Genomic DNA, 22,127 nt, shown 5'->3' on the forward strand with positions numbered 1-22,127 from the left:
GACGCCGCGCGCCTCCCGTGCGAGGATCAGGGACGCATGCCCGGAGTGCGCCGCGCGCCGGGGGTGTGGCAGTCCGCCGTGGTGTAATCGGCAGCACCTCTGATTTTGGTTCAGATAGTTCAGGTTCGAGTCCTGGCGGCGGAGCGGGGACCGTTTTCGGGGAGCCGTCGCGCTCCCGTGCGCACGCGGCAATTCCGTGCGTATGCAGACCTTGTCGAGGGAGCTACATGCAGGTGCAGACCGCGATCATTGTCCTGGCAGCCGGAGCAGGAACCCGGATGCGGTCGAAGACCCCGAAGGTTCTGCACAGTCTCGGCGGGCGCTCGATGCTCGCTCATTCCCTTCGGGCGGCGAGCGCACTGGAGCCCGGACACCTCGTCACCGTGATCGGGCACGAACGCGACCGGGTCGGCGCCGCGGTGGCCGAGTTCGCCGAGGACACGGGTCACGAGGTGCGCATCGCGGTGCAGGAAGAGCAGCGCGGAACCGGCCATGCCGTCGCATGCGGACTCGCCGAACTGCCCTCCGACTTCGCCGGAACAGTGCTGGTCACCGCCGCCGACGTACCTCTGCTCTCGCCCGAGACGCTGCGCGAGTTGCTCGAGACGCACACGGAACCGGATTCCGCCGCGGTCACGGTCCTCACGACTACGGTGCCCGACCCCACCGGCTACGGACGCATCGTGCGGACCACCGACGGTGACGTCGCGGCGATCGTCGAAGAGAAAGACGCCACCCTCCGCCAGCGGGCCATCGTCGAGGTGAACACCGGCGTGTACGCGTTCGACGCGGCCCGTCTGCGGTCGGCGCTCGGCAGTCTCGACACCGACAACGCCCAGGGCGAGCTGTACCTCACCGACGTCGTCGAGATCGCACACCGCGAGGGTCTCGCGGTCCGCGGACTGCACACCGAGGACTCGGTCCAGGTCGCCGGAGTGAACGACCGGGTCCAGCTCGCAGCGCTGACCGCCGAGCTGAACCGCCGGGTGCTGACGCAGTGGATGCGCGACGGCGTGACCGTCGTCGATCCGGCGTCCACCTGGGTCGACATCGACGTCGTACTCGGCACGGATGTCACCCTCCATCCCGGTGTCCAGCTGCACGGCCGCACCGTGGTCGCCGAGGACGCGGTCATCGGACCGGACACGACACTGACCGACGTGCAGGTAGGTGCCGGCGCGTCTGTCATCCGTACCCACGGGACCGGCTCGGTGATCGGCGCCGGGGCGACCGTGGGACCGTTCACCTACCTGCGTCCGGGCACCGAACTGGGCGCGAACGGCAAGCTCGGCGCATTCGTCGAGACGAAGAACGCCCAGATCGGTTCCCATTCCAAGGTGCCGCACCTGACGTACGTCGGGGATGCGGAGATCGGCGAGCACTCCAACATCGGCGCGTCGAGTGTGTTCGTCAACTACGACGGCGTCGAGAAGTACCGCACCGTGGTCGGATCCCATGTACGGACCGGCTCGGACACTATGTTCGTGGCCCCGGTGACGGTGGGTGACGGTGCCTACACCGGTGCCGGAACGGTGCTCCGCCGCGACGTCCCACCGGGGGCGCTGGCGGTGTCGGGCGCGCCACAGCGCAATATTGACGGGTGGGTCCAGCGAAACCGCGCCGGAACCGCCGCTGCCGAGGCAGCATCGAGAGCACAGCAGCAGCACGACCACGATCGGCAAAAGGACGGCCAGGACCAGTGACCAATTGGATCGACAACCAGAAGAACTTGATGCTCTTCGCCGGCCGGGCGCATCCCGAGTTGGCCGAGCAGGTCGCCAAGGAACTGGGTGTACCTCTCACCCCGCAGACGGCACGTGACTTCGCCAACGGCGAGATCTTCGTCCGGTTCGACGAGTCGGTGCGAGGCTCGGACGCGTTCGTGCTCCAGAGCCACCCGTTCCCGCTCAATCAGTGGGTCATGGAACAGCTCATCATGATCGACGCCCTCAAGCGCGGTTCCGCCAAGCGCATCACCGCGATCCTGCCCTTCTACCCGTATGCGCGGCAGGACAAGAAGCACCGCGGACGTGAGCCCATCTCGGCTCGCCTGATCGCGGATCTGCTCAAGACCGCGGGTGCGGACCGCATCATCACCGTCGACCTGCACACCGACCAGATCCAGGGCTTCTTCGACGGCCCCGTCGATCACATGCATGCGCAGGGCCAGCTGGCGGAGTACATCCGCGGCAAGTACGGCGTCGACAACATCGCGGTCGTCTCCCCCGACTCCGGTCGCGTCCGGGTCGCCGAGAAGTGGGCCGACACCCTCGGCGGCGCACCGCTCGCGTTCATCCACAAGACCCGCGACCCGCTCGTCCCGAACCAGGTCAAGTCGAACCGTGTGGTCGGTGACGTGGAGGGTCGTACCTGCATCCTGATCGACGACATGATCGACACCGGTGGCACCATCGCCGGAGCGGTTCGCGTCCTCAAGGAGGCCGGTGCCGGCGACGTCATCATCGCCGCGACCCACGGTGTGCTCTCCGACCCGGCCGCCGAGCGCCTCGCGGCGTGCGGTGCCAAGGAAGTCATCGTCACCAACACGCTGCCCATCCCGCCGGAGAAGCAGTTCGACTCGCTGACCGTGCTGACGATCGCGCCGCTGCTGGCACAGACCATCCGCGAGGTGTTCGAGAACGGTTCGGTGACTTCGCTGTTCAACGGCGTCGCCTAGAAACTGCACCACGAGGTGGTGACTCCCGGGCCGCACGGACCGAAAGGCGCTCCTCGATGTTCACCGGTTTCCCGACCGCGGCTCTCGACTTCTACGAGGATCTCGAGGCCGACAACAGCAAACCGTTCTGGGCCGCGCACAAGGCCGTCTACGACGACTGCGTGCGCGGCCCGATGCTTGCTCTGCTCGCCGATCTCGAGCAGGAATTCGGGCCGGGCAAGGTGTTCCGGCCGTACCGGGACGTCCGGTTCAGCAACGACAAGACCCCGTACAAGACCCATCAGGGTGGCTTCGTCGCGACCGGTCCGAGTGTCGGCTACTACGTCCAGATCGACGCGGCGGGCCTGACGGTGGCCGGTGGGTTCTATTCGGGGACGCCCGCACAGGTCGCGGCGTACCGCGCAGCCGTCGACGACGAACGACGTGGAACCGAACTCGGCAAGATTCTCCGGCGACTGCGGCGCGGCGGGTACGAGATCGGTGGTTCGACGTTGACGACGCGACCGCGCGGTGTCGACCCCGACCATCCGCGTCTCGACCTGCTGCGGCACCGGTCACTGAACGCCGGTCGCAGCGACGTCTCTCCTCCGTGGATCGACAGCACGCGCACCCTCGACGAGGTCCGCAACTCCTGGCGCGCGTTCCGGCCGTTGGTGGAGTGGCTGACCTCGGCGACCGCTTCGTGACCTGCAGACCACCCGGTATGGAATTGCAGTGTGCCGCAATGGTTTGCCTCTAAACCTGGAGCGTGATGATCTTCGTCACTTCCGGTCGGCTCCGTCGCAGGTCACGCCGGACCGGGGTGCCGCACCGGTGGGGCCCTGACCTAAAGTTGCTCCTCGTGATCGACGCGCAGACTCTCGAGGCCCCCACCGAAAACGCGACAATCCGAACCTCGCGACGGTGGTCTCCCGGGGCGTGCGTCTGGTGTGGCGGCACCGATTCGGTCGAGGAATACCGCAACGAACCCCGATGCGCGACTTGCCGACACCACGAAGCGGTGATCGAGGAAGCCCGTCGTTTCATGGGCATGTACGGTCTGCGTCCTATCGGAGGAACGCTCCAGTCGGATGACGACGAGGAATACGAGCATCGCGTCGGTGCCCGCGATTCCCGTCGCGTACTCAACGAGATCCGGCTCGAACACCAGCCCGATCCCGAGCTTGTCAGGAAGGCGCTGCGCCCACGTGCGGCCGCCGTCGTCGCCGAGGGCAAGCCTGCCACCAAGCGCGCCTCCGCTTCCTCGTCGTCCTCTTCCACCGCCGGCAGCGCCCGTCCCTCGTCGTCGTCGGCGAAGGCCCCGGCACCGGTGAAAAGCGGTGCGGTCGATATCGACGAGATTCAGACTCGCGCTCTCGCGTTGCTCGACCAGCTCACGTCGATCGACGCGCAACTCGCGCGCGTCGCCGAGCAGAGCGGTCTCGCCGCCCGAGCACGTCGCAGTGATCTCGAGAAGCAGAAAGCCACCGTCCTGCGCACTCTCGCCGCGCTGGAGAAGGCTCGCCTGAGCGCGACGTCGAAGTAACCCGAGTGCAGACAGGAAGCCATCCGCCCGTCTGCGCGTTACCCTTCGACCGATGAATTCTGTCCTCGGTCTCGTCACCGGCCTGGTCGTTCTCGTGGTCGGGGCCGAGGTGCTGGTGCGCGGTGGTTCGCGACTCGCAGCCCGGCTCGGCATCACTCCGATCGTGATCGGGGTGACTGTCGTGGCCCTCGGCACGAGCGCACCCGAACTCGCGGTGGGAATCGAATCCGCCGCAACGGGAAACGCGGGTCTCGCGCTCGGCACCATCGTCGGCACCAACATCGTCAACCTGCTGCTGATCTTGGGACTCAGTGCGCTCGTCCGCACGATCCACCTGGGCACACAGACGCTCCGCATCGACCTTCCTGCCATCACCGCGGCCGCGCTCCTGTTGTGGGCGACGTCCGCGGACGGCCTGATCTCACCGCTCGAAGGTGCCGGTCTCATCGCGTTCGGACTGCTGTATACCGTTCTCGTTATCCGCGCCGGCCGAGCCGAAGCCGCCGCCGTCCGTCTGGAATACGCCGACGAGTTCTCCCCCGACCCCGTCCCCTGGCGACTCGGCGCGACCCTCACCGAGGTGGCGATGCTGCTCGGCGGGATCGCTATCGTCGTACTCGGTGCGGACATCCTCGTCGACGCCGCGGTCGCGTCCGCGCAGGCCCTCGGCGTCTCGGACACGGTGATCGGGTTGACCGTCGTCGCGATCGGTACGTCCGCACCGGAACTGGTGACCACGATCGTGTCCACGATTCGCAACGAGCGCGACATCGCGATCGGCAACCTTCTCGGTTCCAGCGTCTACAACATCGTGTTCATCCTGGGCGCGACCGTGCTGGCGACCCCCGGGGGGGTGACGGTGCCCGACGAGATCGTCCGAGTCGACCTGCCGCTGATGGCTGCGGTCGCATTTCTGTGCATCCCTGCGTTTCTCACGGGCCGGCGGCTGTCGCGCGCCGAGGGTGCGCTGTTCATCGCGACCTACGGCGTCTATCTCACGTTCCTGCTCACGACCCGCACGTGACCGGTCACGTCAGCGCGAGGTCGGCGAGTTCCGCTACCAACGGCGCCAGACGACTGCAGTCGGTGCCGGCACTGGACACGGCGACCGTCGGTACGGTGCGCCCGCCCGTGCGCGCGGCCACCCGGTCGGTGTCGACGGCGTCCTCCACCGGTGTGGCTGCCGTGCACAGGTCGCCGTCGCGCCGGAGGACGATGCTGCGGCCCGCCACGGATGTCCCCTCGCGGTCCGGGCCCGCAACCGGTGCCCCCTCGGGTTCGAGCCCGAACCGCACGCTCCAGGTCTGGGCACCACCGCCGGGCAACAGCACCGAGTAGTCGCAGCGGTACGGGTCGGCGTCCACCGACCACTGGATGAGATTCTCGGGTGCGAACAATCCGACGACCTCGCACGGGTCGGCAGCGGCGAGACGGATCCTTCCCGGACCTCTCGTGGGGCGGGCCGGGAGTGCCCGGAGTCCGTCGACGGCAACATCGTGTGTCTCGTCGGCCGCCTCGCACGCGGTGCCGGTCTCCGGAACGACACCGGGCCGGAAGTGCTCGACCACGTGCACCGCCGCGGTCCGCACCGGCGGATCACCGTCGACGAAGGCGGTGACGGGCAGGTCGAGCGCGAACCACCGGGTGCACTCGGCGGTGGAGTCACCGACAACTCGAAGACGCTCGATCTCGGCGCCGCCGAATCGGACGGCCCGATCCTCCTCACCACGGGGCGGCGCCGACAGATCCAGGGTGATCGACAGATCGCGTTGCCGGTCCCCCGGCCGGCGCACGACGGCGGTGCACGTATCGAAACCTTTCTCCGGCCCGAACCTGCGTAGTTCGCCGTATTTCCCGACAACGGCTTCGGGCATCAGCGCACACGGGTCCAGGCGACGGAGGCGCTCGGCGAGTTCGAGCGCCACCTTGTCCGCGGCGGAGACCGGCTGGCTGTAGGTGTTGGGTTCGATGCGATCCGGCTCGCGGGGAGGTGGCACCGGAGAGGTACCGGCAACCACGGTCGCGCACGCCGCGAGCACGAAACACAGCACGGACGCGACGGTGACGGCAACCGCCGTCGTCGCTCTCCGACGATGCACCTCACCCTGCACACCGGCCCCCGAACCCCGCACGAATGGTCCGCGGATCATCCCACGACATCTCCTATCGGCGCCCCGCAACGGCGACCTGCACGAGACGGGGCATGGGAGACGTGCCCGCGCGCTGGGTGTCTCACGCCGTTTCCCGGCCTGCCGCTCGGGTACTCGGTGAGTCCTCCGATCCGTTCCTACGAGGAGTGCGCATGAAGTTCGGGTACAAACTCGCCGCCGAAGCCTTCGGTCCCGCCGAACTGGTACGGCAAGCAGTCTCCGCGGAAGCCGCGGGCTTCGATTTCGTCGAGATCAGCGACCACTACCATCCGTGGCTCGACGTGCAGGGGCATTCGCCGTTCGCCTGGTCGGTGCTCGGCGCGATCGCAGCACGCACCGACACCGTCGGGCTCGCCACCGGCGTGACGTGCCCGACCATCCGGTACCACCCGGCGATCATCGCGCAGGCCGCCGCGACGGTCTCCCTGTTGTCCGACGGCCGGTTCAGTCTCGGCGTGGGTTCGGGTGAACGTCTCAACGAGCATGTCGTGGGCCTGGAGTACCCGTCCATCCGGCATCGTCAGGTGATGTTCCGGGAGTCGCTGGAGATCATCCGGCTGCTGTGGTCGGGCGGCTATCACAGCTACGACGGTGAGTACCTCCAGCTCGACGAGGCACGCGTCTTCGACCTCCCGGAGGTGTTGCCCGACATCGTCGTCGCCGCGGGCGGACCCGACGCTGCACGCCTGGCCGCCGAGCACGGGGACGGGCTCTTCACGACCGAACCGTCGTCCGAGCTGGTCGAGACGTATCGGAGCGCCGGCGGAACCGGGCCACGATACGCGGAGATGTCGGTGGCGTGGGCACCGAATGCGGACGACGCCGCGGATGCGGCGCTGCGCACCAACCGGTGGGGTGTCACAGGATGGAAGGTGATGAGCGAACTTCCCAATCCGGTGAACTTCGCCGCGGCGACCGAGACGGTGCGGCGCGAAGACATGCTCGAGAACTTCGTGTGCGGCAGTGAGCCCGAGGCCTTCCTCGACCTCGCACGCACTCATGCCGACGCCGGCTACGACCATCTCGTGTTCATGAATGCCGGACCCGACCCCGACGGCTTCCTCTCGTTTTTCCGCACCGAACTCCTCGAATCGCTGCGCGCCCTCCCGGCATCCGGCTGATCGTCACGATTCACCGGGTCTTCACCACATCCGACCAGGTAGTCTTTTACCGATCAGGCCTGTCGGGGGTCTCGTTCGCAGCCTCGGCATCCAGCTGGGCAATCGTCGAAGGAGCTTGCGTGAGTATCCCCGCCGCCGGTCGCGTCGGCGTACCACAGTGGCGTGGTCTCACCTGTGCTCTCGCACGACCCCGGTTGTTCGCCGCACTGGACCGCGGTTCACCTCTGACGGTGCTCGATGCGCCTCCCGGTTTCGGCAAGCGCACCCTCGTCGCATCCTGGCTGCACGGTGGCGGCGCCGAGGGCCGGACGGTGGTGTGGGTCCCTCCCGACCACGCGAACCCTGGGCACCACGCGACATGGACGGCTGTCCTCGAGACTCTGCGGGCACACGGCGACGATGCGTTCCCGCACGCCTCCGGTCCGGACGAGCCGGGAGCCGACCCGTTCACCAGGGTCGTGCACGCGTTCCGGTCGTGTGAGGGGCCGGCTCTCCTGGTCCTTGCCGGCGTCTTCGATCCCGCGACCACGCTGCCCTGCGTCTACGAACTGCTGAACCGGTGTCCCTCCCTCGACGTCATCGTGTGTTCGCCGGGGACCACGGACACCGACCTCTCCGGCGCCACCGAGCAGGGGATCGACTGCACCTACATTCCCACCGAGCAGATGGCGTTCACGCCGGCCGAGACGGCGACGTTGTTCCACACGGCGGGTGTGCCGCGGACCGACGCCGAGTGCCATGCCCTCAACCGCGCGTTGGGCGGCGTCCCCGCACATCTCGCCGCGTCCGTCACCCTCGTCCGCTCCGCACCCGGGCGACTGGTCGACCCCGACGGCTCACCGGACCCGCGTCTTGCCCACATGGTGAAGCGCTACGCCGCGGCGCGTCTCTCCGAATTGGACGACGAGTCACGCGCTTTCGCGCTGACGATCGCGGCAGCGCGCAGCACCGACGCGACGACCGCCGTCGAACTCACCCGGCATCCGGATCCCACGACGGTGCTGAACCTCATGACGATGCGGGGACTGCTCGTCGCGTCCCGGCCCAGAGGTGTCTGGCGGTGGACCGAGGCGGTCCGCTCCGCAGTCCTCGAGATTTCTCGCGCTTCACGACCGGGACACGTCGACGCACTGCTGGTGGAGTTGGCCAGGCGGCATCGAGGCGACGAGAATCCGGTCGAGGCTGCTGTCTACGCCGTCGAAGCCGAGGACTGGGAGATCGCGAAGGAGATCGTCTTCTCGTCATGGGTCACCATGGTGGACAAGCACTTCGGTTCGCTCGTGAGAATCCTGCGCCGCCTTCCGGTGAAGACACTCGACGAATACCCGTCGATTCTCGCGGGACGGGCGCTGTTCAGTCAGATGCTCGACGAGCACGCCATCCTGCACACCTCGCTACCCTCCGCCCCCGCCGATCTCCGTGAACTCGGCAGGACGAAGGACGCTCCCCATGCGTTGTTCGTCGCGACGGTGCAGACGCTGGCGCTGCGTGTCGGTGGCCGGGTCGAGGATGCAGCGACGCGGACACTGAACCTCGAGCCGCTGGTGGCGTCCATCCTCGAGCATCAGCCCGACTCCATCGCACAGCACCTTCCGGTACTTCGCCTGCAGTGGGCCATCACGCTTCAGCTCGCGGGAATGCTGGACCGGTCGACCACCGCATTCCGCCGCGCCTACCGAGGCGCGCACGCGTCGGGAATCACCTTTGCGGTCCAGAACGCGGCGGGCAGTTCGGCATTGAACTGGGCAGTGACGGGCGATAACCCGCGTGCTCGCGAATGGCTCGATATCGAGCAGCGCGCCGAACCCACCGAGGGGCACTGGGGGCCGGTAGTCCGCATGGGCGGCCGGGCGGCGACGGCATTGCTCCATCTCGACTCGCTGGATCTGGAGGCCGCGACCCACGCGCTCGATGTGCTCGGGACCCCCGGTGAGTCCGAAGAACTGTGGGCTTTCGTCGCGTACTGCCGGGCGTACCACTCTCTCGCCGGGGGCAATCCGTACGACGGACTGACCGGTGTGCACCAGCTGATCACGTCGCATCGCGACCGCCACAGGTCCGGCTCATTCTCCCGGGTGCTCCTCGGCGCGGCGGAAGTGGATCTGCAACTGGCTCTGGGTAACGGCAACCTCGCCCTCGCGCGCGCCGGAGAGGACTCCGCGGGCCACCCCGTGCTGATCGTCCCGTGCGCGCGGGCGGAACTTCTGACCGGCCATCCCGATGCAGCGCTGACGAAACTCCGCCACGTGCCGTGGCCGGAATGCGGTTTTCCTCGCGCACATCTCGAAGCACTGCTCATCGCAGCGGCGTGCCACCTCCACCTGGAGGATCATGCGGGCGCCGTGCGCGACTGGCAGCGCGCCTGCACTCTTGCACCGACTCTCGGGAACCGGCGCGCGTTCACTACGGTGCCGGCGCGCACCGTGGCCCGGTTGGAGGAGCTGAGCGGCATCGCGGTACCCGGAGGGCCGGTCGACGCGGTGTTTGCGGAAACGGTGCCGCGCGCGGAATTGTCGCCGCGCGAAACCGACGTCCTGGTCCTCCTCGCGCGGGGCTCGACGCACGCCGAGATCGCCAGGGAGTTGTTCGTCTCCGCCAATACGGTCAAGACCCAGCTGCGCACCGCCTACCGCAAGCTCGGGGCACACTCGCGCACCGAAGCTATCGGGCGCGCCCGCGAACTCCGGTTGCTGCCCCTCGACCGGGAGTCGTGACCGCGGAATCGGCTCCGGTCCGGTTTCCGTTCCCGGCGACCCGCATGTCGACTATCCACACCGCGGCGGTACACAGCGACAGGCCGACACCGAGCAGGAACACCGCCGTCCACCCGCCGAACGACCAGGCTGCGGCCCCCAGCGCCGATCCCGACGCCGCGCCGACGAAGTAGGTCGTCATGTACACCGAGTTGAGCCGCGAGCGCGCATCGGGATCGAGCGCGTAGACGATGTTCTGGTTGGTGATGTGCACCATGCTCACGGCAAGATCGATCGTGACCATTCCGACCACGAACCACACCAGCGATACCGCGCCCGCCGCAAGTGCCGCCCACGACATGACGAGGACCGCAATCCCGGCCGCGGTCGTCAGAGCGCCGAGGCCCCGGTCGACGAGCCGCCCGACCACGGAGGCTGCGACAGCGCCGACCACCCCGGCAAGTCCGACGAGACCGATCTCGAGTTCTCCGAGCCCGTGCTCCGGACCGGACAACAGGAACGCCATCGTCGAGAACATCGCGCTGATGGACGCGAAGCTGAGCCCACCCATCAGGGCACGGGTGCGCAGCCGTGGGTGCTCGAACACCAGCGTGCCGAGCGACCGCAGTGTCGCACCGTAGCCCTGGCGTGCCGTCGGCGTCGTCGCCGGCAGGACGCGCCACAGAGCGAGCGCGACGACCGCGGTGAGGACTGCGCCGATGCGGTACACGGTGGACCAGCCGCCGACTTCGGCGAGCATCCCTGCGACACTCCGCGCGAGCAGGATGCCCACCAGCAGGCCGCTCATCACGGTGCCCACCGCAGCGCCGCGCTTCTCGGGGGTCGCGAGGGTGGCCGCGAACGGCACGAGCACCTGCGCGGCGACGGAGAACAGCCCCGCCATGGCGGTCCCCACCATGAGCACACCGATGCCGGGTGCGAAACCGCTGATCCCCTGGCCGGCCGCGGCCGCGAGCATGAGCGTCACGGCGAGCCGCCGCTGGGGAAACACGTCCCCGAGAGGTACCAGGAAGATCAGCCCCAGTGCGTAGGCGACCTGCGCGACGGTGACCGTCGCGGCCGCCGCCGAGTGCGACGTGCCCAGCGCGGTCGCAATCGACTCGAGCAGAGGCTGGTTGAAGTAGTTGCCGCCTACGCACAACCCCGTCGCCACCGCCATGAGCAACAGCACGGGGGTGGTCAGCACGGGACGGGACTCCGAGGGCATACCCACCACAATCCCTCTCGCCGCGCGTGGCTGTCCAACCGATCAGCGGCGGGCGGCGCCCAGCACGACGAACCGGCCGTCACGGTCGATCCATTCGCGGTGCACCACGAAGCCGGCGCGGTCGAGTTCCGCCCCGAGCCCGTCCAGCCGGAACTTCGCGGAGATCTCGGTGCGGATCTGCTCACCCTTGTCCAGCGACACCTCGAGATCGAGTCCCGGCACCGACACCGTCATCGGCTCCGTCGCCTCGAGCCGCATCTCGATCCATTCGTTGTCCGGGTCCCACACGGCACGATGGACGAAGCGATCCGGGTCGAAATCGGCGCCCAGACGGTTGTTGAGCACTCGCAGTACGTTCCGGTCGAACTCCGCGGTGACTCCGGCAGCATCGTCGTAGGCCGGGATGAGCACCTCGGGATCCACCACGAGCCCCGCTCCGAGCAGAAGCCACTCGTCGCGGTCGAGGATCGACGCGAGTCCGGAGAGGAACGCGGCCCGTTCCTCGGGCACCAGGTTGCCGATCGTGCCCCCGAGGAAAGCCACCATCCGGCGTCCTCCCGAGGGAAGATGCTCGAGCGATTCGGTGAAGTCACCCACCACGCCGTGTACCGACAGCCGTGGGTACTCCACCGACAGCTGTGCCACCGCGGTGCGCAGAGCCGGCTCGGAGACGTCCTGCGGTACGTAGGTGTGGAGGTACGGTTCGAGCGCATCGAGCAGCACACGGGTCTTCTCCGAAGAGCCCGACCCCAGTTCGACGAGCATCTCCGGCCGCGCCGAGTCGGCGATCTCCCCCGCGAATTGCCGCAGCAAACCGAATTCGGTGCGGGTCGGGTAGTACTCGGGCAGCCGCGTGATCTCTTCGAAGAGTGTGCTGCCGCGCGCGTCGTACAGCCACGTGGGCGAGAGATATTTCGGGGTCGACGTCAACCCTCGGTAGGCATCGGCGCGGAGCTTCTCGTCGAATTGTTCGGGTTCGAGATAGACGTCGACTGTCATGGAGCCTTGACCTCCAGCGGGGAGACGATAAGTTTTCCGGGTATCGCATGGACGAGATGCCGGTCGGGCACCGGCTGCCAGCGCAGGTCGTCGTCGTACGGTTCCGAGGCGACGATGGCGACGTCTTCGTCCACAAGGGTCCACAACGAGTGGTACCACGCCGTCGCCCACATCTCGGACCCGTTGCACAACAACAGGTTCAGCCGGGATTCGGGAGCGGCACCGATGATGTCGCGCACCAGGGACATCAGAGCGACATCGGGTGTCCCCGACCGAAGCCGGTGGCGCAACAACATCCACAGGGCCGCGGAGTCGGTCGGCGCGTCGAGTTGCAGCAAGTCTTCGACGGGCAGCGTGGACGCGAGAGAGGCGAGGGATCCGGGCCATCCTCGGACCACCCCGTTGAGGCTGAACCCCCAGCGCGCTTCACCGAACGGCGCCGCCGCGGAACGTTCCACCGGCATACCTTCGGTGGCCGATCGCAGCGCGACCATCAGGGCTCCGCCGCGTATTCCCGACAGCCCCTCTCCCACAAAGGGATCCGACCAGATCGGTGAGGCCGACCGGTACCGGCCGAAAGTTCCGTCGTCACGCCACCAGCCCACTCCGAAACCGTCGGCGTTGATGGTGCCGCCCCCACGCATGTCGCGGGGCGCGAACGACTGGCGAATCAAGGAGTGCGGGCCGCGATGGACCAGCTCGGCAGCTCCCGTGGCCGGTCCGAGATAGCCCAGGTGCCTACACATCCGGCTCCCCGGCACCGGCCGGGTCGTATGCGAGGCGGAAACCCGCGAAGATCTGGCGGCGGACCGGAAGATCCCAGTTGCGGAAGGTTCCCCGGCACGCGACCGAGTCGGTTCCGAACGAACCGCCGCGCAGTACCCGATAGTCGTTCCCGAAGAACACTTCCGAGTACTCCCGGTACGGGAACGCCCGGAAGCCCGGGTACGGCTCGAACGGTGAGGAGGTCCACTCCCACACGTCCCCGATGAGCTGGTGGACGCCGAGCGGTGACGCCCCCGCCGGATATGCCCCCACCACGGCCGGGCCGAGGTGACACTGTCCGAGGTTCGCATGCTGGGGGCCGGGCTCCTCGTCGCCCCACGGGTACGCGCGGCTGCGACCCGTGGCGGGATCCCACCGCGCTGCCTTCTCCCACTCGAACTCGGTCGGCAGGCGGCCACCCGCCCAGCGGCCGAACGCCTCGGCTTCGTAGAAGCACACGTGCACCACCGGTTCGTCCGGGTGCAGTTCCACGATCCGTCCGAACGACCGCCGTGCACGCCGGCCCGCAGGATCGTGGGTCCAGAACCGGGGCGCCTCGAGCTCGGCGTCACAGCGGTGTCTCCATCCCGGCTCGGACCAGAATTCGGGTCGCCGGTACCCGCCGTCCTCGACGAATTCGAGGTAACGCCGGTTCGACACCGGCACGGTGTCGATCGAGAACGCGGGCACGTGGACGCGCTGCGCGGGCTGTTCGTTGTCCAGCGCCCACGGATCGCTCGACGTCCCGATCTCGACCTCGCCGGCGGGCACGAGCACCCGGCTCTGCTCCGGCGGCGTTCCCCGCCGAGGCGCCTCCGGGGCGTCGAGCAGCGGTGGCCCCTCGCGTAACTGATGCGTGGCGAGCATCGTCTCGCCGTGTTGCTGCTCGTGCTGCGCGACCATGGCGAAAACGAACCCGTCACGCGTGAGTTCGGAATCGAAACTCCCCTGGTCCAGGGCATCCCAGCTGGCGGCACGGACCTCGTCGACGTAACGACGCGCCTCGTCCGGGCCGAGCAGCGGCAACTCGGGCCGTGTCGCGCGGGGATGCAGGAACGCGTCGTACAGGTCGTCGATGCCGCTTCGTAGCGGCGGCCGGCCCCCGACCTTCCGCACGAGCCACTGCTCTTCCTGGTTGGCGATGTGCACGAGATCCCAGACCAGCGGGCTCATCAACGGCGAGTGCTGCGCGGTGAGCTCGGAGTCGGGGAGATCGGTCAGCGATCTCGTCCGAGCGCGCGCACGCTCCAGGTGCTGACGGAGCCGGGTACGCGCGGCCGTCACCGCCCGGTCACCTCCGGCGCACGTCCCCGCAGACATCGGGCAGCGGCGGCGTCGAGAGCGCTGGTGAAACGCATGTCGCGCGAGGATTCCGCGGCGAGCGAGAGCAATCCTGCTGCGGCGGCGCGCAATTCGACCGCCCCGAGCCCGACTCGTGCCGCCTCGCTCCACATCTCCCGAACAGGAGCTGCGACCGCAGTGGCTTCCTGCGTCACCGCCGGTGTACTGAGCAGCGCCTCGATGGCGGCCACCGGTACCTGCCACAGGTCACCGGGCTGGGCATCGATGTATCGCACCTCGAGGTGTCCGCGTGGCCGCACCGGAGGGAACAGCGTCGTCATGTGGTAATCGAGATCGCCGACGGTGGGGCGGCGGCCGATCTCGGCGTCGAGACTCCCGTCGAGCCAGTCGGCGAACGTTGCGCCCGGTGGAGCATGCCACTCCGGTTCGCCGGAACGCACGCACGTCAACGGCGCATCGATCACCCACGCCGGATAGCCGGCCGGGTCGGGCACATCGGTGAGTTCGGGGTCGAGTGCCAGCCACGCACGCATCCGTTGCGACACCCACTCACCGTCCGGAGCGCCCCGCATGCTCGGCGAGCACGCGAAGGCGGCGATCATCGCCGGGCCCATGGCATGCAGCAGCTTCCAGCGGCGGTCGATCTCGTCGTCGTTCTCGCCGGCATCGACACTGACCTGCACAGCGGCGGTGTTGTTCATCATGAGCCGGCCCATAGGCCCGATCCGGTCGTAGCGCATTTCCATCGCCCCGTACCGGGGAGTGTGGAGCAGCCGCTGAGGGGGCCGGATCGCGTCGGAGGCGCCGTCGAGCATCGTCACCGAACGACGCGCGAGCAGCGCGCGGAGCATCCTCGCGTCGGCGCTGAGCCGATCGCATACCTGACGCGCGGAGGTGCAGGGCGCACTCGACAGTTCCACCTGACCACCGGGCTCGAGGCTCACCACACTGCCCGACGGCAGCGGTCTCTCCGACGACGGCGGCAGGACCGTCCGGGGCGCATGTGAGCCGAGCGCATCGACGAGGGAGGACAGTTGCGGGCGCGCGGCCGTGATGTCGGCACGCGCCGTGAGCCACTCGAGTTCGACGCCGATCAGGCGTGGTGGACCGGCACGGAAGCTCACGTCCCGGACGTGCTTTTCGGCAGCTCCGCGTGTCCCGAGTCCCGCCCGAGCGTGCGATACCGGAAAATTGATCGACATCACCACTCGATTCACCCCCCACGGCTGCCTGACAAGGTCTGCGAACGAGACTAACGCGCGTGGGCACGCAACGCGGGGAGATCGCCTCCGCGCGGCAGGCAACCCGGTGGGATTCCGGTGCGGCGGGATACTGTCCGAGACGACCACGCCGACGTGCGGGAGGGGATGTGCCGATGCTGGATCTCGAGCAGGCGCGCCGGGACACACCCGGATGCTTCGAACGCGTGTTCCTCGACAGCGCCGGTTCGTCGCTTCCACCCACCCCGGTGGTCGACACTGTGGTGTCGCACCTGCGGCGGGAAGCCGAGGTGGGCGGATACGTCGCGGCGAACGAGCGGCGCGGCGATCTCGACGCGGTGAAGACCTCGCTCGGCCGTCTGCTCGGCGCGCCGGCGGAATCCATCGCACTGTCGGACAGCGCGTCGCGTGCGTGGACATCGTTCTTCTACGCGGTGCCGTTGCGGCCCGGCGACAGAATCCTCCTCTCCCGGGCCGAATACGCCGCGAATGCGGTTGCGGCACTGCAGCGTGCACGAACGACCGGGGCTCACGTGGAGGTGGTTCCGTCCGATCCGTCCGGACGCATCGACCTCGATGCGCTGACCGGGATGCTCGACGAGCGTGTCCGGCTGGTGTCCGTCGTACACGCTCCCACCAACGGAGGGCTGGTCAATCCCGTGCGGGAGGTGGCCGATGCCGCCCACGCGGTGGGCGCACTCGTACTGCTCGACGCGTGCCAATCCGTCGGCCACTTGCGGGTCGACATTCCCGAACTCGACGTCGACGCGCTCTCCGGAACCGGCCGCAAGTGGCTACGGGGGCCTCGCGGCACGGGCTTCCTCTATGTCCGGCCGCGCCTGGTCACCCAACTCGAACCCGCGATGATCGATCTGCACAGTGCGGTGTGGACGGCGCCGGATCGCTTCGACTACGCGCCGGACGCCACCCGGTTCGAGATGTGGGAAGCCGACGTCGCCGCACGACTGGGGCTGGGCGCGGCCGTCGATTATCTGCTCGGTCTCGGGGTCGACGAGGTGGTCGACGCGCTCGGTTATCGCGCCCAGCACCTGCGCGACGGTCTCGATCGAATCCCCGGCGCGACCGTGCGAGATCTCGGTGACCGGCGCAGCGGAATCGTCTCGTTCACGCTGGACGGCTGGGAACCGGACGCGGTGCGGGACGCTCTGGCGCAACGGTCGGTGACGGTGACGGTGAGCCACCGCAGTTCGACGCTGCTCGACATGTCGGCCCGCCGTCTCGAGGCAGTCGTGCGGGCCTCCCCGCACTACTTCGTCTCTCCGGCAGACGTGGACCGGTTCCTGTCGGCCGTCCGCGACCTCGCGGCGCGCTAAACGGTCTCCACCTGCGCGGGTTCGCGTCCGAGGTGCCGATCCGGTAGAGTGGATCGAGTTGTCTCGGCGAGGGTGGACCGCATCTGTCGGATCACCGTGATCGACGCGGCCGCGGCTTTGATGAGCACCTGCTCCTGTCGCGCGTGCCGGCCCACTTGCCGAGAACACCCGACCACGAAGTGCCATCAGCGTAGGAGCCGTTACATCATGTCCGACGAGAACAATCTCGTAGCCAGCGTCCGCACCGAGTTCGGCAAGGGCGCCGCGCGCCGTGCCCGCCGCGACGGTCAGGTCCCCGCCGTGCTGTACGGCCACAACACCGACCCGCAGCACCTCGCGCTCCCCTCGCGTGAGTTCGCCGCCGTCCTGCGTGCCCACGGCACCAACGCCATCCTGACCCTGGACATCGACGGCACCGAGCAGCTCGCGCTGACGAAGTCCGTCGTCGTCCACCCGATCCGCCGCTACATCGAGCACGCCGACCTCCTCGTCGTGAAGCGCGGCGAGAAGGTCACCGTCGAGGTGCCCGTCGTGCTCGAGGGCGAGCCCGCCAGCGGCACGCTGGTCGTCAACGAGGTCAGCACCATCAAGATCGAAGCCGACGCGATGAAGCTCCCCGAGGAGATCAAGGTCTCCATCGAGGGCGTCGAGGCCGGTACCCAGATCCTCGCCGGCGGCATCGAGCTGCCGTCGGGCTCGAGCCTGCAGGACGATGCCGATCTGCTGATCGTGAACATCGTCGAGGCTCCGTCCGCCGATGAGCTCGAGGGCGAAGAGGGTGCCGACGAGGCTCCCGCCGCCGAAGAAGCAGCAGAAGAAGAGGCCTGAGTCTTCACCGGCTCCCTGTGAAGTCACTCGTGGGGGGGGGGGGGCGGCGGGGGGGGGGGGCGCCCCGGGGTGGTAGATGCACGGAAGGAACTGCACGTGAGCGAGGACACCGCGCTCGTCGTCGGGCTGGGAAATCCCGGGCCGAAGTACGAAAACACCCGGCACAACATCGGTTTCATGGTGGCCGACGTGCTGGCAGGCCGGGTCGGTGGCAAGTTCGGTGCTCACAAGCGCAGCAATTCCGACATCGTGCAGGCACGGCTCGACGGTCGTCAGGTGATCATCGCCAAGCCCCGCACGTACATGAACCTCTCCGGGGGCCCGGTCGCGAGCCTCGCCAAGTTCTTCTCGGTCGACCCGTCGAACATCGTGGTGATCCACGACGAACTCGATCTGGACTTCGAGACGATCCGTCTCAAGCAGGGCGGCGGTGAGAACGGGCACAACGGCCTCCGGTCGACGTCCTCGGCACTGGGCACCAAGGAGTACGTGCGCGTCCGGATGGGCATCGGGCGCCCTCCCGGCCGGCAGGACCCCGCCGACTACGTGCTCAAGCCGTTCTCCACCACGGAACGCAAAGAGCTCCCGGTGTGGTGTGAAGAAGGCGCCGACGCCGTGGAACTCGTGCTGCGACTGGGGCTCGAAGGCGCCCAGAACCGCGTGCACTGATACAGAACCGTCGGACGGGCGCAGTCGAATCCGCCCGAAACGACCCTACGAGTTGCCGAGTAACATGGACGAGTTGCCGGCGACAGCCGCACCAGTCCCGCTTCGAGAGGTTTCCGCGTTGAGCACCCCGCACGCTTCGGCCGTCAGCGAATCCACCGGAGTCCCGAAGCCCGGATCCGGTAAGGAAGTACGGGCCGAGGCCCAGCGCCGCCGTACCTTCGCCGTCATCTCCCACCCCGACGCCGGTAAGTCCACGCTCACCGAGGCCCTCGCTCTGCACGCGAAGGTGATCTCCGAGGCGGGCGCCGTGCACGGAAAGGCCGGCCGCAAATCGACCGTCTCCGACTGGATGGAGATGGAGAAGGCGCGCGGCATCTCCGTCAGCTCGACGGCACTGCAGTTCAACTACACCTCCTCCGAGTCGGCTCGCGGCGACGACGGAAGCGAGACGGTCAACGTCATCAACCTCGTCGATACGCCCGGTCACTCCGACTTCTCGGAGGACACCTATCGCGTGCTCACGGCTGTCGACGCGGCCGTGATGCTCATCGACGCCGCGAAGGGCCTCGAGCCGCAGACCCTCAAACTGTTCCAGGTGTGCCGTCACCGCGGCATCCCGGTGATCACCGTCATCAACAAGTGGGACCGGCCCGGTCGCGCACCGCTCGAACTGCTCGACGAGATCGACGAGCGCATCGGCCTGACCCCCACTCCCCTGTTCTGGCCGGTCGGGATCGCCGGTGATTTCCGCGGCCTGCTGCGTCGCGGCGAGGACGGCACCGCAACCGAGTACATCAAGTTCACCCGCACCGCGGGTGGCGCGAAGATCGCACCCGAAGAGCACCTGTCGGTGGACCAGGCGTCCGACCGCGAGGGCGATATCTGGACCGAAGCCGCCGAGGAGTCCGAACTTCTCTCGGCAAGCGGTCAGGACCACGACCAGGAGATGTTCCTCGCCGGACAGACTTCCCCGGTGATCTTCGCGTCGGCCATGCTCAACTTCGGTGTCCGGCAGATTCTCGACACGCTGGTGTCGCTGGCACCGCCGCCGCGCGCCCGGATCGACATCGAGGGCAACCCGCGCAACGTCGACGATCCGTTCAGCGCGGTGGTGTTCAAGGTTCAGGCCGGTATGGACACCGCACACCGCGACCGGCTCGCCTTCATGCGGATCGTCTCCGGTGTCTTCGAACGCGGCATGGTGGTCACGCACGCCCAGACCGGGAAGCCGTTCGCCACGAAGTACGCGCTCACCGTCTTCGGGCGTGAACGGACCACGGTGGAGAACGCCTACCCCGGGGACGTGGTGGGTCTGGTCAACGCGACCGCACTCGCACCGGGCCACACGCTGTACGTGGACAAGAAGGTGGAGTTCCCGCCGATTCCGTCGTTCGCCCCCGAGCACTTCGCGATCCTGCGCGCCGAGAGCGCGTCGAAGTACAAGCAGTTCCGCAAGGCGGTCGATCAACTCGACTCCGAAGGTGTCGTGCAGATTCTGCGCAACGACATCCGCGGTGACGCCTCGCCGGTCATGGCGGCAGTCGGTCCGATGCAGTTCGAGGTCGTCGCGGCGCGGATGAAGGCCGAATACAACGTGGACCCGAAGATCGAGCCGCTGGGATACGCGCTCGCGCGACGGACCGACACCGCATCGGAAGACGAGCTCAACCGTCAGCGCGGGGTCGAGGTGTTCACACGGTCCGACGGTGTGCTGCTCGCACTCGTGAGCGACAAGTGGCGTCTGCAGTACATCGAGAAGGAACACCCGGACCTCACGCTCGAACCGCTCGTCGCCGCTACCGACTGACGGAATCCCGGCGGACGCACCCGGTGGGTGCAACCTGCGGACTTTACTGATACTTTCCCTTCCGTCGATCCGACGTATCGGGTGGAATCAGGAGCAACGATGAGCGACGACGCACCGGCCTCGGCTGGGGACGGACTGCCGTCCGGTAGGCCGGGGGACGCAACCGCACGGTCCGGAGGACCGAAACGGTCGGGAACCTTCGTCTACCCGTTGCCGAGCACCCCTCTGCCCAGCAGCACTCCGCTCACCGGCACGGTCCGGCCGGACTCGGCCGGGAAGTCCGCTCCGGGTGTGTCCGGAGCGAACACCGAGAGCGAGCGCGCGATCGACCGCGACCCGGCCGGCGGGGTGGACGCCGGCATCTTCGACGAAGGGACGACCCTGGTGAGCAGCACCAGCACGAACGGCACGGTCAACGGTGCGGGAACCGCAACCGACGGTGCCCGCACCACCACCGCGACGTCCTCCGTCACCGCGCCGACTCCGTCCCGGCGGAACTCGATGGGTGTGGCCTCGGTCCGGATCGCAGCCCGGCTCGCCCAGAACGAACTGGGAACCTCCGGTGGCCAGGGCGACCCGATCTCGGACAACGACGAACTGCTCACCCTGCTCGGCGAGTACCTCGTCGCCGGCGGACTCGAGAAGCCCGAACTCCACGTGACCCTCGGCGGTCAGACCATCGTGGTGGACCTGCAGACTCCGCAACGTCACGCCCGCTGACCGGATCCCCGGCGGCGCGGCACGACGCGCGCGCTGCCGGAACGCCGGTCAGTTGTCCAGCAACGCTACGATCGACGCCTGATCGACGTCCCCGAGCGTGGCAGGCGACCACTGCGGATTGCGATCCTTGTCGACGAGCACGGAGCGAACTCCCTCGGCGAAGTCGGGTGTGAGGGCGATCCGCACCGCGACCCCGAGTTCACGGGTGAAGCACTCCTCCAAGGTGCTTTCGGCACCTCGCCGTAACAGTTCCGCGGTGACCCAGACGCTCGTCGGCGACAGCGCCGTCAGCGCGTCGCGTGTCTTCTCCGCCCAGGCGGTGTCGATATCGGGGTCGTCGGAGAGACGGGCCAGCATGTCCAGCACGGTCCCGTCACCGAAGACCGCCTCGATGTCGGTGAAACGCCGCGCCAGATCCGATTCGGGGGCCGGTTCGACGTACTCGTCGAGCGCGTCCTGCCAGTGCCCCGCCCTGATCCGGTCGGCCAGTTCGCCGATGCGTGCGCTCGGCACATAGTGCGTCGCGAGTCCGACCGCGAGTGCGTCGCCCGCGTCGATCCGCGCGCCGGTGGTGCCCAGGTACATGCCGACGGCGTCGCAACGCGCCGTGGTTCCGCGCAGCCGGGGAAGGAAGTGGCTCGAACCGACGTCGGGAATGAAACCGATCGCCGTCTCCGGCATGGCGAAGGTCGACTTCTCGGTCGCGATGCGCACTGCTCCGTGCACCGAGATCCCCAGTCCCCCACCCATCGTCACGCCGTCGAGCAGCGCCAGGTAGGGCTTGGGGTAGGTCGCGACGAGCCGGTCGAGCCGGTATTCGTCCGAGAAGTAGCCGCGGACGGTGTCGGCGTCGCCCTGCACCGCCGCCTCCCGCACCGGCTTGATGTCACCCCCCGCACAGAACGCGCGATCGGACAGGCTGGTGACCAGGACGGCCGTGATCTCTGGATCGTCGCGCCATGCCTCCAGCGGGGCGTACATGTCGCGGATCATCGACCGGTCGAGCGCGTTGAGTGCAACCGCCCGGTCGAGCTGCACCTCGCCGACACCATTGGCGACGCGTGTGCGGATGAAGGAGTCGTTCACGGG

General features: G+C 68.1%; 19 protein-coding genes and 1 tRNA gene. 13 read left to right on the forward strand and 7 right to left on the reverse strand.

Translation table 11 applies throughout. The features are described 5' to 3' along the window. Window positions 1-72 precede the first annotated feature (72 nt). The 6 genes from TVH25_RS03805 (at window position 73) to TVH25_RS03830 (ending at window position 5,226) form a co-directional block, all read left to right on the forward strand. Window positions 73-144, forward strand: a tRNA-Gln gene (locus TVH25_RS03805). An 83-nt stretch (window positions 145-227) separates the two neighbouring features. Continuing rightward, window positions 228-1,703 carry a bifunctional UDP-N-acetylglucosamine diphosphorylase/glucosamine-1-phosphate N-acetyltransferase GlmU gene (gene glmU, locus TVH25_RS03810; RefSeq protein WP_169621512.1) on the forward strand — a complete coding sequence of 492 codons (1,476 nt, stop codon included), beginning with the start codon at window positions 228-230 and terminating at the stop codon, window positions 1,701-1,703. Continuing rightward, entirely contained in the window at window positions 1,700-2,677 is a 978-nt protein-coding gene (locus TVH25_RS03815) for a ribose-phosphate diphosphokinase (protein WP_169621511.1), read from the forward strand. Before glmU ends, TVH25_RS03815 begins: the two co-directional genes overlap by 4 nt. A 56-nt stretch (window positions 2,678-2,733) precedes the next feature. Continuing rightward, the gene (locus TVH25_RS03820; RefSeq protein WP_422423394.1) at window positions 2,734-3,363 is read left to right on the forward strand and encodes a DUF2461 domain-containing protein; all 630 of its coding nucleotides are present in this window, start codon (window positions 2,734-2,736) and stop codon (window positions 3,361-3,363) included. Between the two features lie 155 nt (window positions 3,364-3,518). Beyond that, window positions 3,519-4,202, forward strand: coding sequence for a hypothetical protein (locus TVH25_RS03825; RefSeq protein WP_169621509.1), 684 nt, complete (start codon window positions 3,519-3,521; stop codon window positions 4,200-4,202). 52 nt (window positions 4,203-4,254) lie between these two features. Next, window positions 4,255-5,226, forward strand: a complete 972-nt coding sequence (locus TVH25_RS03830) for a calcium/sodium antiporter (protein WP_169621508.1) — start codon at window positions 4,255-4,257, stop codon at window positions 5,224-5,226. Window positions 5,227-5,230: 4 nt separating this feature from the next. Here TVH25_RS03830 and TVH25_RS03835 read toward each other — a convergent pair whose 3' ends face one another. Beyond that, window positions 5,231-6,352 carry a hypothetical protein gene (locus tag TVH25_RS03835; RefSeq protein WP_169621507.1) on the reverse strand — a complete coding sequence of 374 codons (1,122 nt, stop codon included), beginning with the start codon at window positions 6,350-6,352 and terminating at the stop codon, window positions 5,231-5,233. 152 nt (window positions 6,353-6,504) lie between these two features. Here TVH25_RS03835 and TVH25_RS03840 point away from each other — a divergent pair, with 152 nt between their 5' ends. Together TVH25_RS03840 and TVH25_RS03845 are read left to right on the forward strand one after the other, a co-directional pair. Next, window positions 6,505-7,473, forward strand: coding sequence for a TIGR03557 family F420-dependent LLM class oxidoreductase (locus tag TVH25_RS03840; RefSeq protein WP_422423395.1), 969 nt, complete (start codon window positions 6,505-6,507; stop codon window positions 7,471-7,473). Between the two features lie 119 nt (window positions 7,474-7,592). Beyond that, window positions 7,593-10,187, forward strand: coding sequence for a LuxR C-terminal-related transcriptional regulator (locus TVH25_RS03845; protein ID WP_422423396.1), 2,595 nt, complete (start codon window positions 7,593-7,595; stop codon window positions 10,185-10,187). Here TVH25_RS03845 and TVH25_RS03850 read toward each other — a convergent pair. Genes TVH25_RS03850 through egtA form a run of 5 tightly spaced genes read right to left on the reverse strand, consistent with a single transcriptional unit; the run spans window position 10,135 to window position 15,662 of the window. Then, entirely contained in the window at window positions 10,135-11,394 is a 1,260-nt protein-coding gene (locus TVH25_RS03850; RefSeq protein WP_296551011.1) for an MFS transporter, read from the reverse strand. The two genes, TVH25_RS03845 and TVH25_RS03850, sit on opposite strands and share 53 nt — an antisense overlap. A 42-nt stretch (window positions 11,395-11,436) precedes the next feature. Further along, complete coding sequence (gene egtD / locus TVH25_RS03855; RefSeq protein WP_169621503.1) at window positions 11,437-12,393, reverse strand: L-histidine N(alpha)-methyltransferase; 957 nt, start codon at window positions 12,391-12,393, stop codon at window positions 11,437-11,439. Then, window positions 12,390-13,139, reverse strand: a complete 750-nt coding sequence (gene egtC / locus TVH25_RS03860) for an ergothioneine biosynthesis protein EgtC (protein WP_422423397.1) — start codon at window positions 13,137-13,139, stop codon at window positions 12,390-12,392. Before egtC ends, egtD begins: the two co-directional genes overlap by 4 nt. Beyond that, window positions 13,132-14,442: an ergothioneine biosynthesis protein EgtB gene (gene egtB, locus TVH25_RS03865; RefSeq protein WP_296551009.1), complete on the reverse strand. Its 1,311-nt coding sequence runs from the start codon at window positions 14,440-14,442 to the stop codon at window positions 13,132-13,134. Before egtB ends, egtC begins: the two co-directional genes overlap by 8 nt. Continuing rightward, window positions 14,439-15,662 carry an ergothioneine biosynthesis glutamate--cysteine ligase EgtA gene (gene egtA / locus TVH25_RS03870; RefSeq protein WP_169621500.1) on the reverse strand — a complete coding sequence of 408 codons (1,224 nt, stop codon included), beginning with the start codon at window positions 15,660-15,662 and terminating at the stop codon, window positions 14,439-14,441. The genes egtB and egtA overlap by 4 nt, the downstream gene beginning before the upstream one ends. Before the next feature lie 173 nt (window positions 15,663-15,835). Between egtA and TVH25_RS03875 the strand changes: the two genes are divergently transcribed. The 5 genes from TVH25_RS03875 to TVH25_RS03895 all read left to right on the forward strand — a co-directional run bounded on the left by TVH25_RS03875 (window position 15,836) and on the right by TVH25_RS03895 (window position 21,038). After that, window positions 15,836-17,014 (forward strand): aminotransferase class V-fold PLP-dependent enzyme, encoded by a 1,179-nt coding sequence (locus TVH25_RS03875; protein WP_422423398.1) that lies wholly within the window; start codon window positions 15,836-15,838, stop codon window positions 17,012-17,014. 207 nt (window positions 17,015-17,221) lie between these two features. Continuing rightward, the gene (locus TVH25_RS03880; protein WP_169621499.1) at window positions 17,222-17,842 is read left to right on the forward strand and encodes a 50S ribosomal protein L25/general stress protein Ctc; all 621 of its coding nucleotides are present in this window, start codon (window positions 17,222-17,224) and stop codon (window positions 17,840-17,842) included. Window positions 17,843-17,938: 96 nt separating this feature from the next. After that, on the forward strand, window positions 17,939-18,511 hold the full coding sequence (gene pth / locus TVH25_RS03885) for an aminoacyl-tRNA hydrolase (protein WP_422423399.1): 573 nt from the start codon (window positions 17,939-17,941) through the stop codon (window positions 18,509-18,511). Between the two features lie 118 nt (window positions 18,512-18,629). Beyond that, complete coding sequence (locus TVH25_RS03890) at window positions 18,630-20,318, forward strand: peptide chain release factor 3 (RefSeq protein ID WP_169621497.1); 1,689 nt, start codon at window positions 18,630-18,632, stop codon at window positions 20,316-20,318. Window positions 20,319-20,417: 99 nt separating this feature from the next. Next, window positions 20,418-21,038 (forward strand): hypothetical protein, encoded by a 621-nt coding sequence (locus TVH25_RS03895; protein ID WP_169621496.1) that lies wholly within the window; start codon window positions 20,418-20,420, stop codon window positions 21,036-21,038. A 48-nt stretch (window positions 21,039-21,086) separates the two neighbouring features. Here TVH25_RS03895 and TVH25_RS03900 read toward each other — a convergent pair whose 3' ends face one another. Then, window positions 21,087-22,124, reverse strand: a complete 1,038-nt coding sequence (locus TVH25_RS03900; protein ID WP_169652532.1) for an enoyl-CoA hydratase/isomerase family protein — start codon at window positions 22,122-22,124, stop codon at window positions 21,087-21,089. Window positions 22,125-22,127: the final 3 nt, after the last annotated feature.

Origin of the sequence: Rhodococcus sp. 7Tela_A2 (assembly GCF_049311045.1) — a bacterium.
Classification (GTDB): domain Bacteria; phylum Actinomycetota; class Actinomycetes; order Mycobacteriales; family Mycobacteriaceae; genus Rhodococcus.

What these genes read in the sequence shown, in the direction of transcription:
- egtD (WP_169621503.1), bottom strand. Translation starts at nt 12,393, where the DNA reads ATGACAGTCGACGTCTATCTCGAACCCGAACAATTCGACGAGAAGCTC.
- TVH25_RS03850 (WP_296551011.1), bottom strand. Translation starts at nt 11,394, where the DNA reads ATGCCCTCGGAGTCCCGTCCCGTGCTGACCACCCCCGTGCTGTTGCTC.
- egtC (WP_422423397.1), bottom strand. Translation starts at nt 13,139, where the DNA reads ATGTGTAGGCACCTGGGCTATCTCGGACCGGCCACGGGAGCTGCCGAG.
- TVH25_RS03830 (WP_169621508.1), top strand. Translation starts at nt 4,255, where the DNA reads ATGAATTCTGTCCTCGGTCTCGTCACCGGCCTGGTCGTTCTCGTGGTC.
- egtA (WP_169621500.1), bottom strand. Translation starts at nt 15,662, where the DNA reads ATGTCGATCAATTTTCCGGTATCGCACGCTCGGGCGGGACTCGGGACA.
- TVH25_RS03895 (WP_169621496.1), top strand. Translation starts at nt 20,418, where the DNA reads ATGAGCGACGACGCACCGGCCTCGGCTGGGGACGGACTGCCGTCCGGT.
- TVH25_RS03875 (WP_422423398.1), top strand. Translation starts at nt 15,836, where the DNA reads ATGCTGGATCTCGAGCAGGCGCGCCGGGACACACCCGGATGCTTCGAA.
- TVH25_RS03840 (WP_422423395.1), top strand. Translation starts at nt 6,505, where the DNA reads ATGAAGTTCGGGTACAAACTCGCCGCCGAAGCCTTCGGTCCCGCCGAA.
- TVH25_RS03820 (WP_422423394.1), top strand. Translation starts at nt 2,734, where the DNA reads ATGTTCACCGGTTTCCCGACCGCGGCTCTCGACTTCTACGAGGATCTC.
- TVH25_RS03880 (WP_169621499.1), top strand. Translation starts at nt 17,222, where the DNA reads ATGTCCGACGAGAACAATCTCGTAGCCAGCGTCCGCACCGAGTTCGGC.
- TVH25_RS03835 (WP_169621507.1), bottom strand. Translation starts at nt 6,352, where the DNA reads ATGATCCGCGGACCATTCGTGCGGGGTTCGGGGGCCGGTGTGCAGGGT.
- glmU (WP_169621512.1), top strand. Translation starts at nt 228, where the DNA reads ATGCAGGTGCAGACCGCGATCATTGTCCTGGCAGCCGGAGCAGGAACC.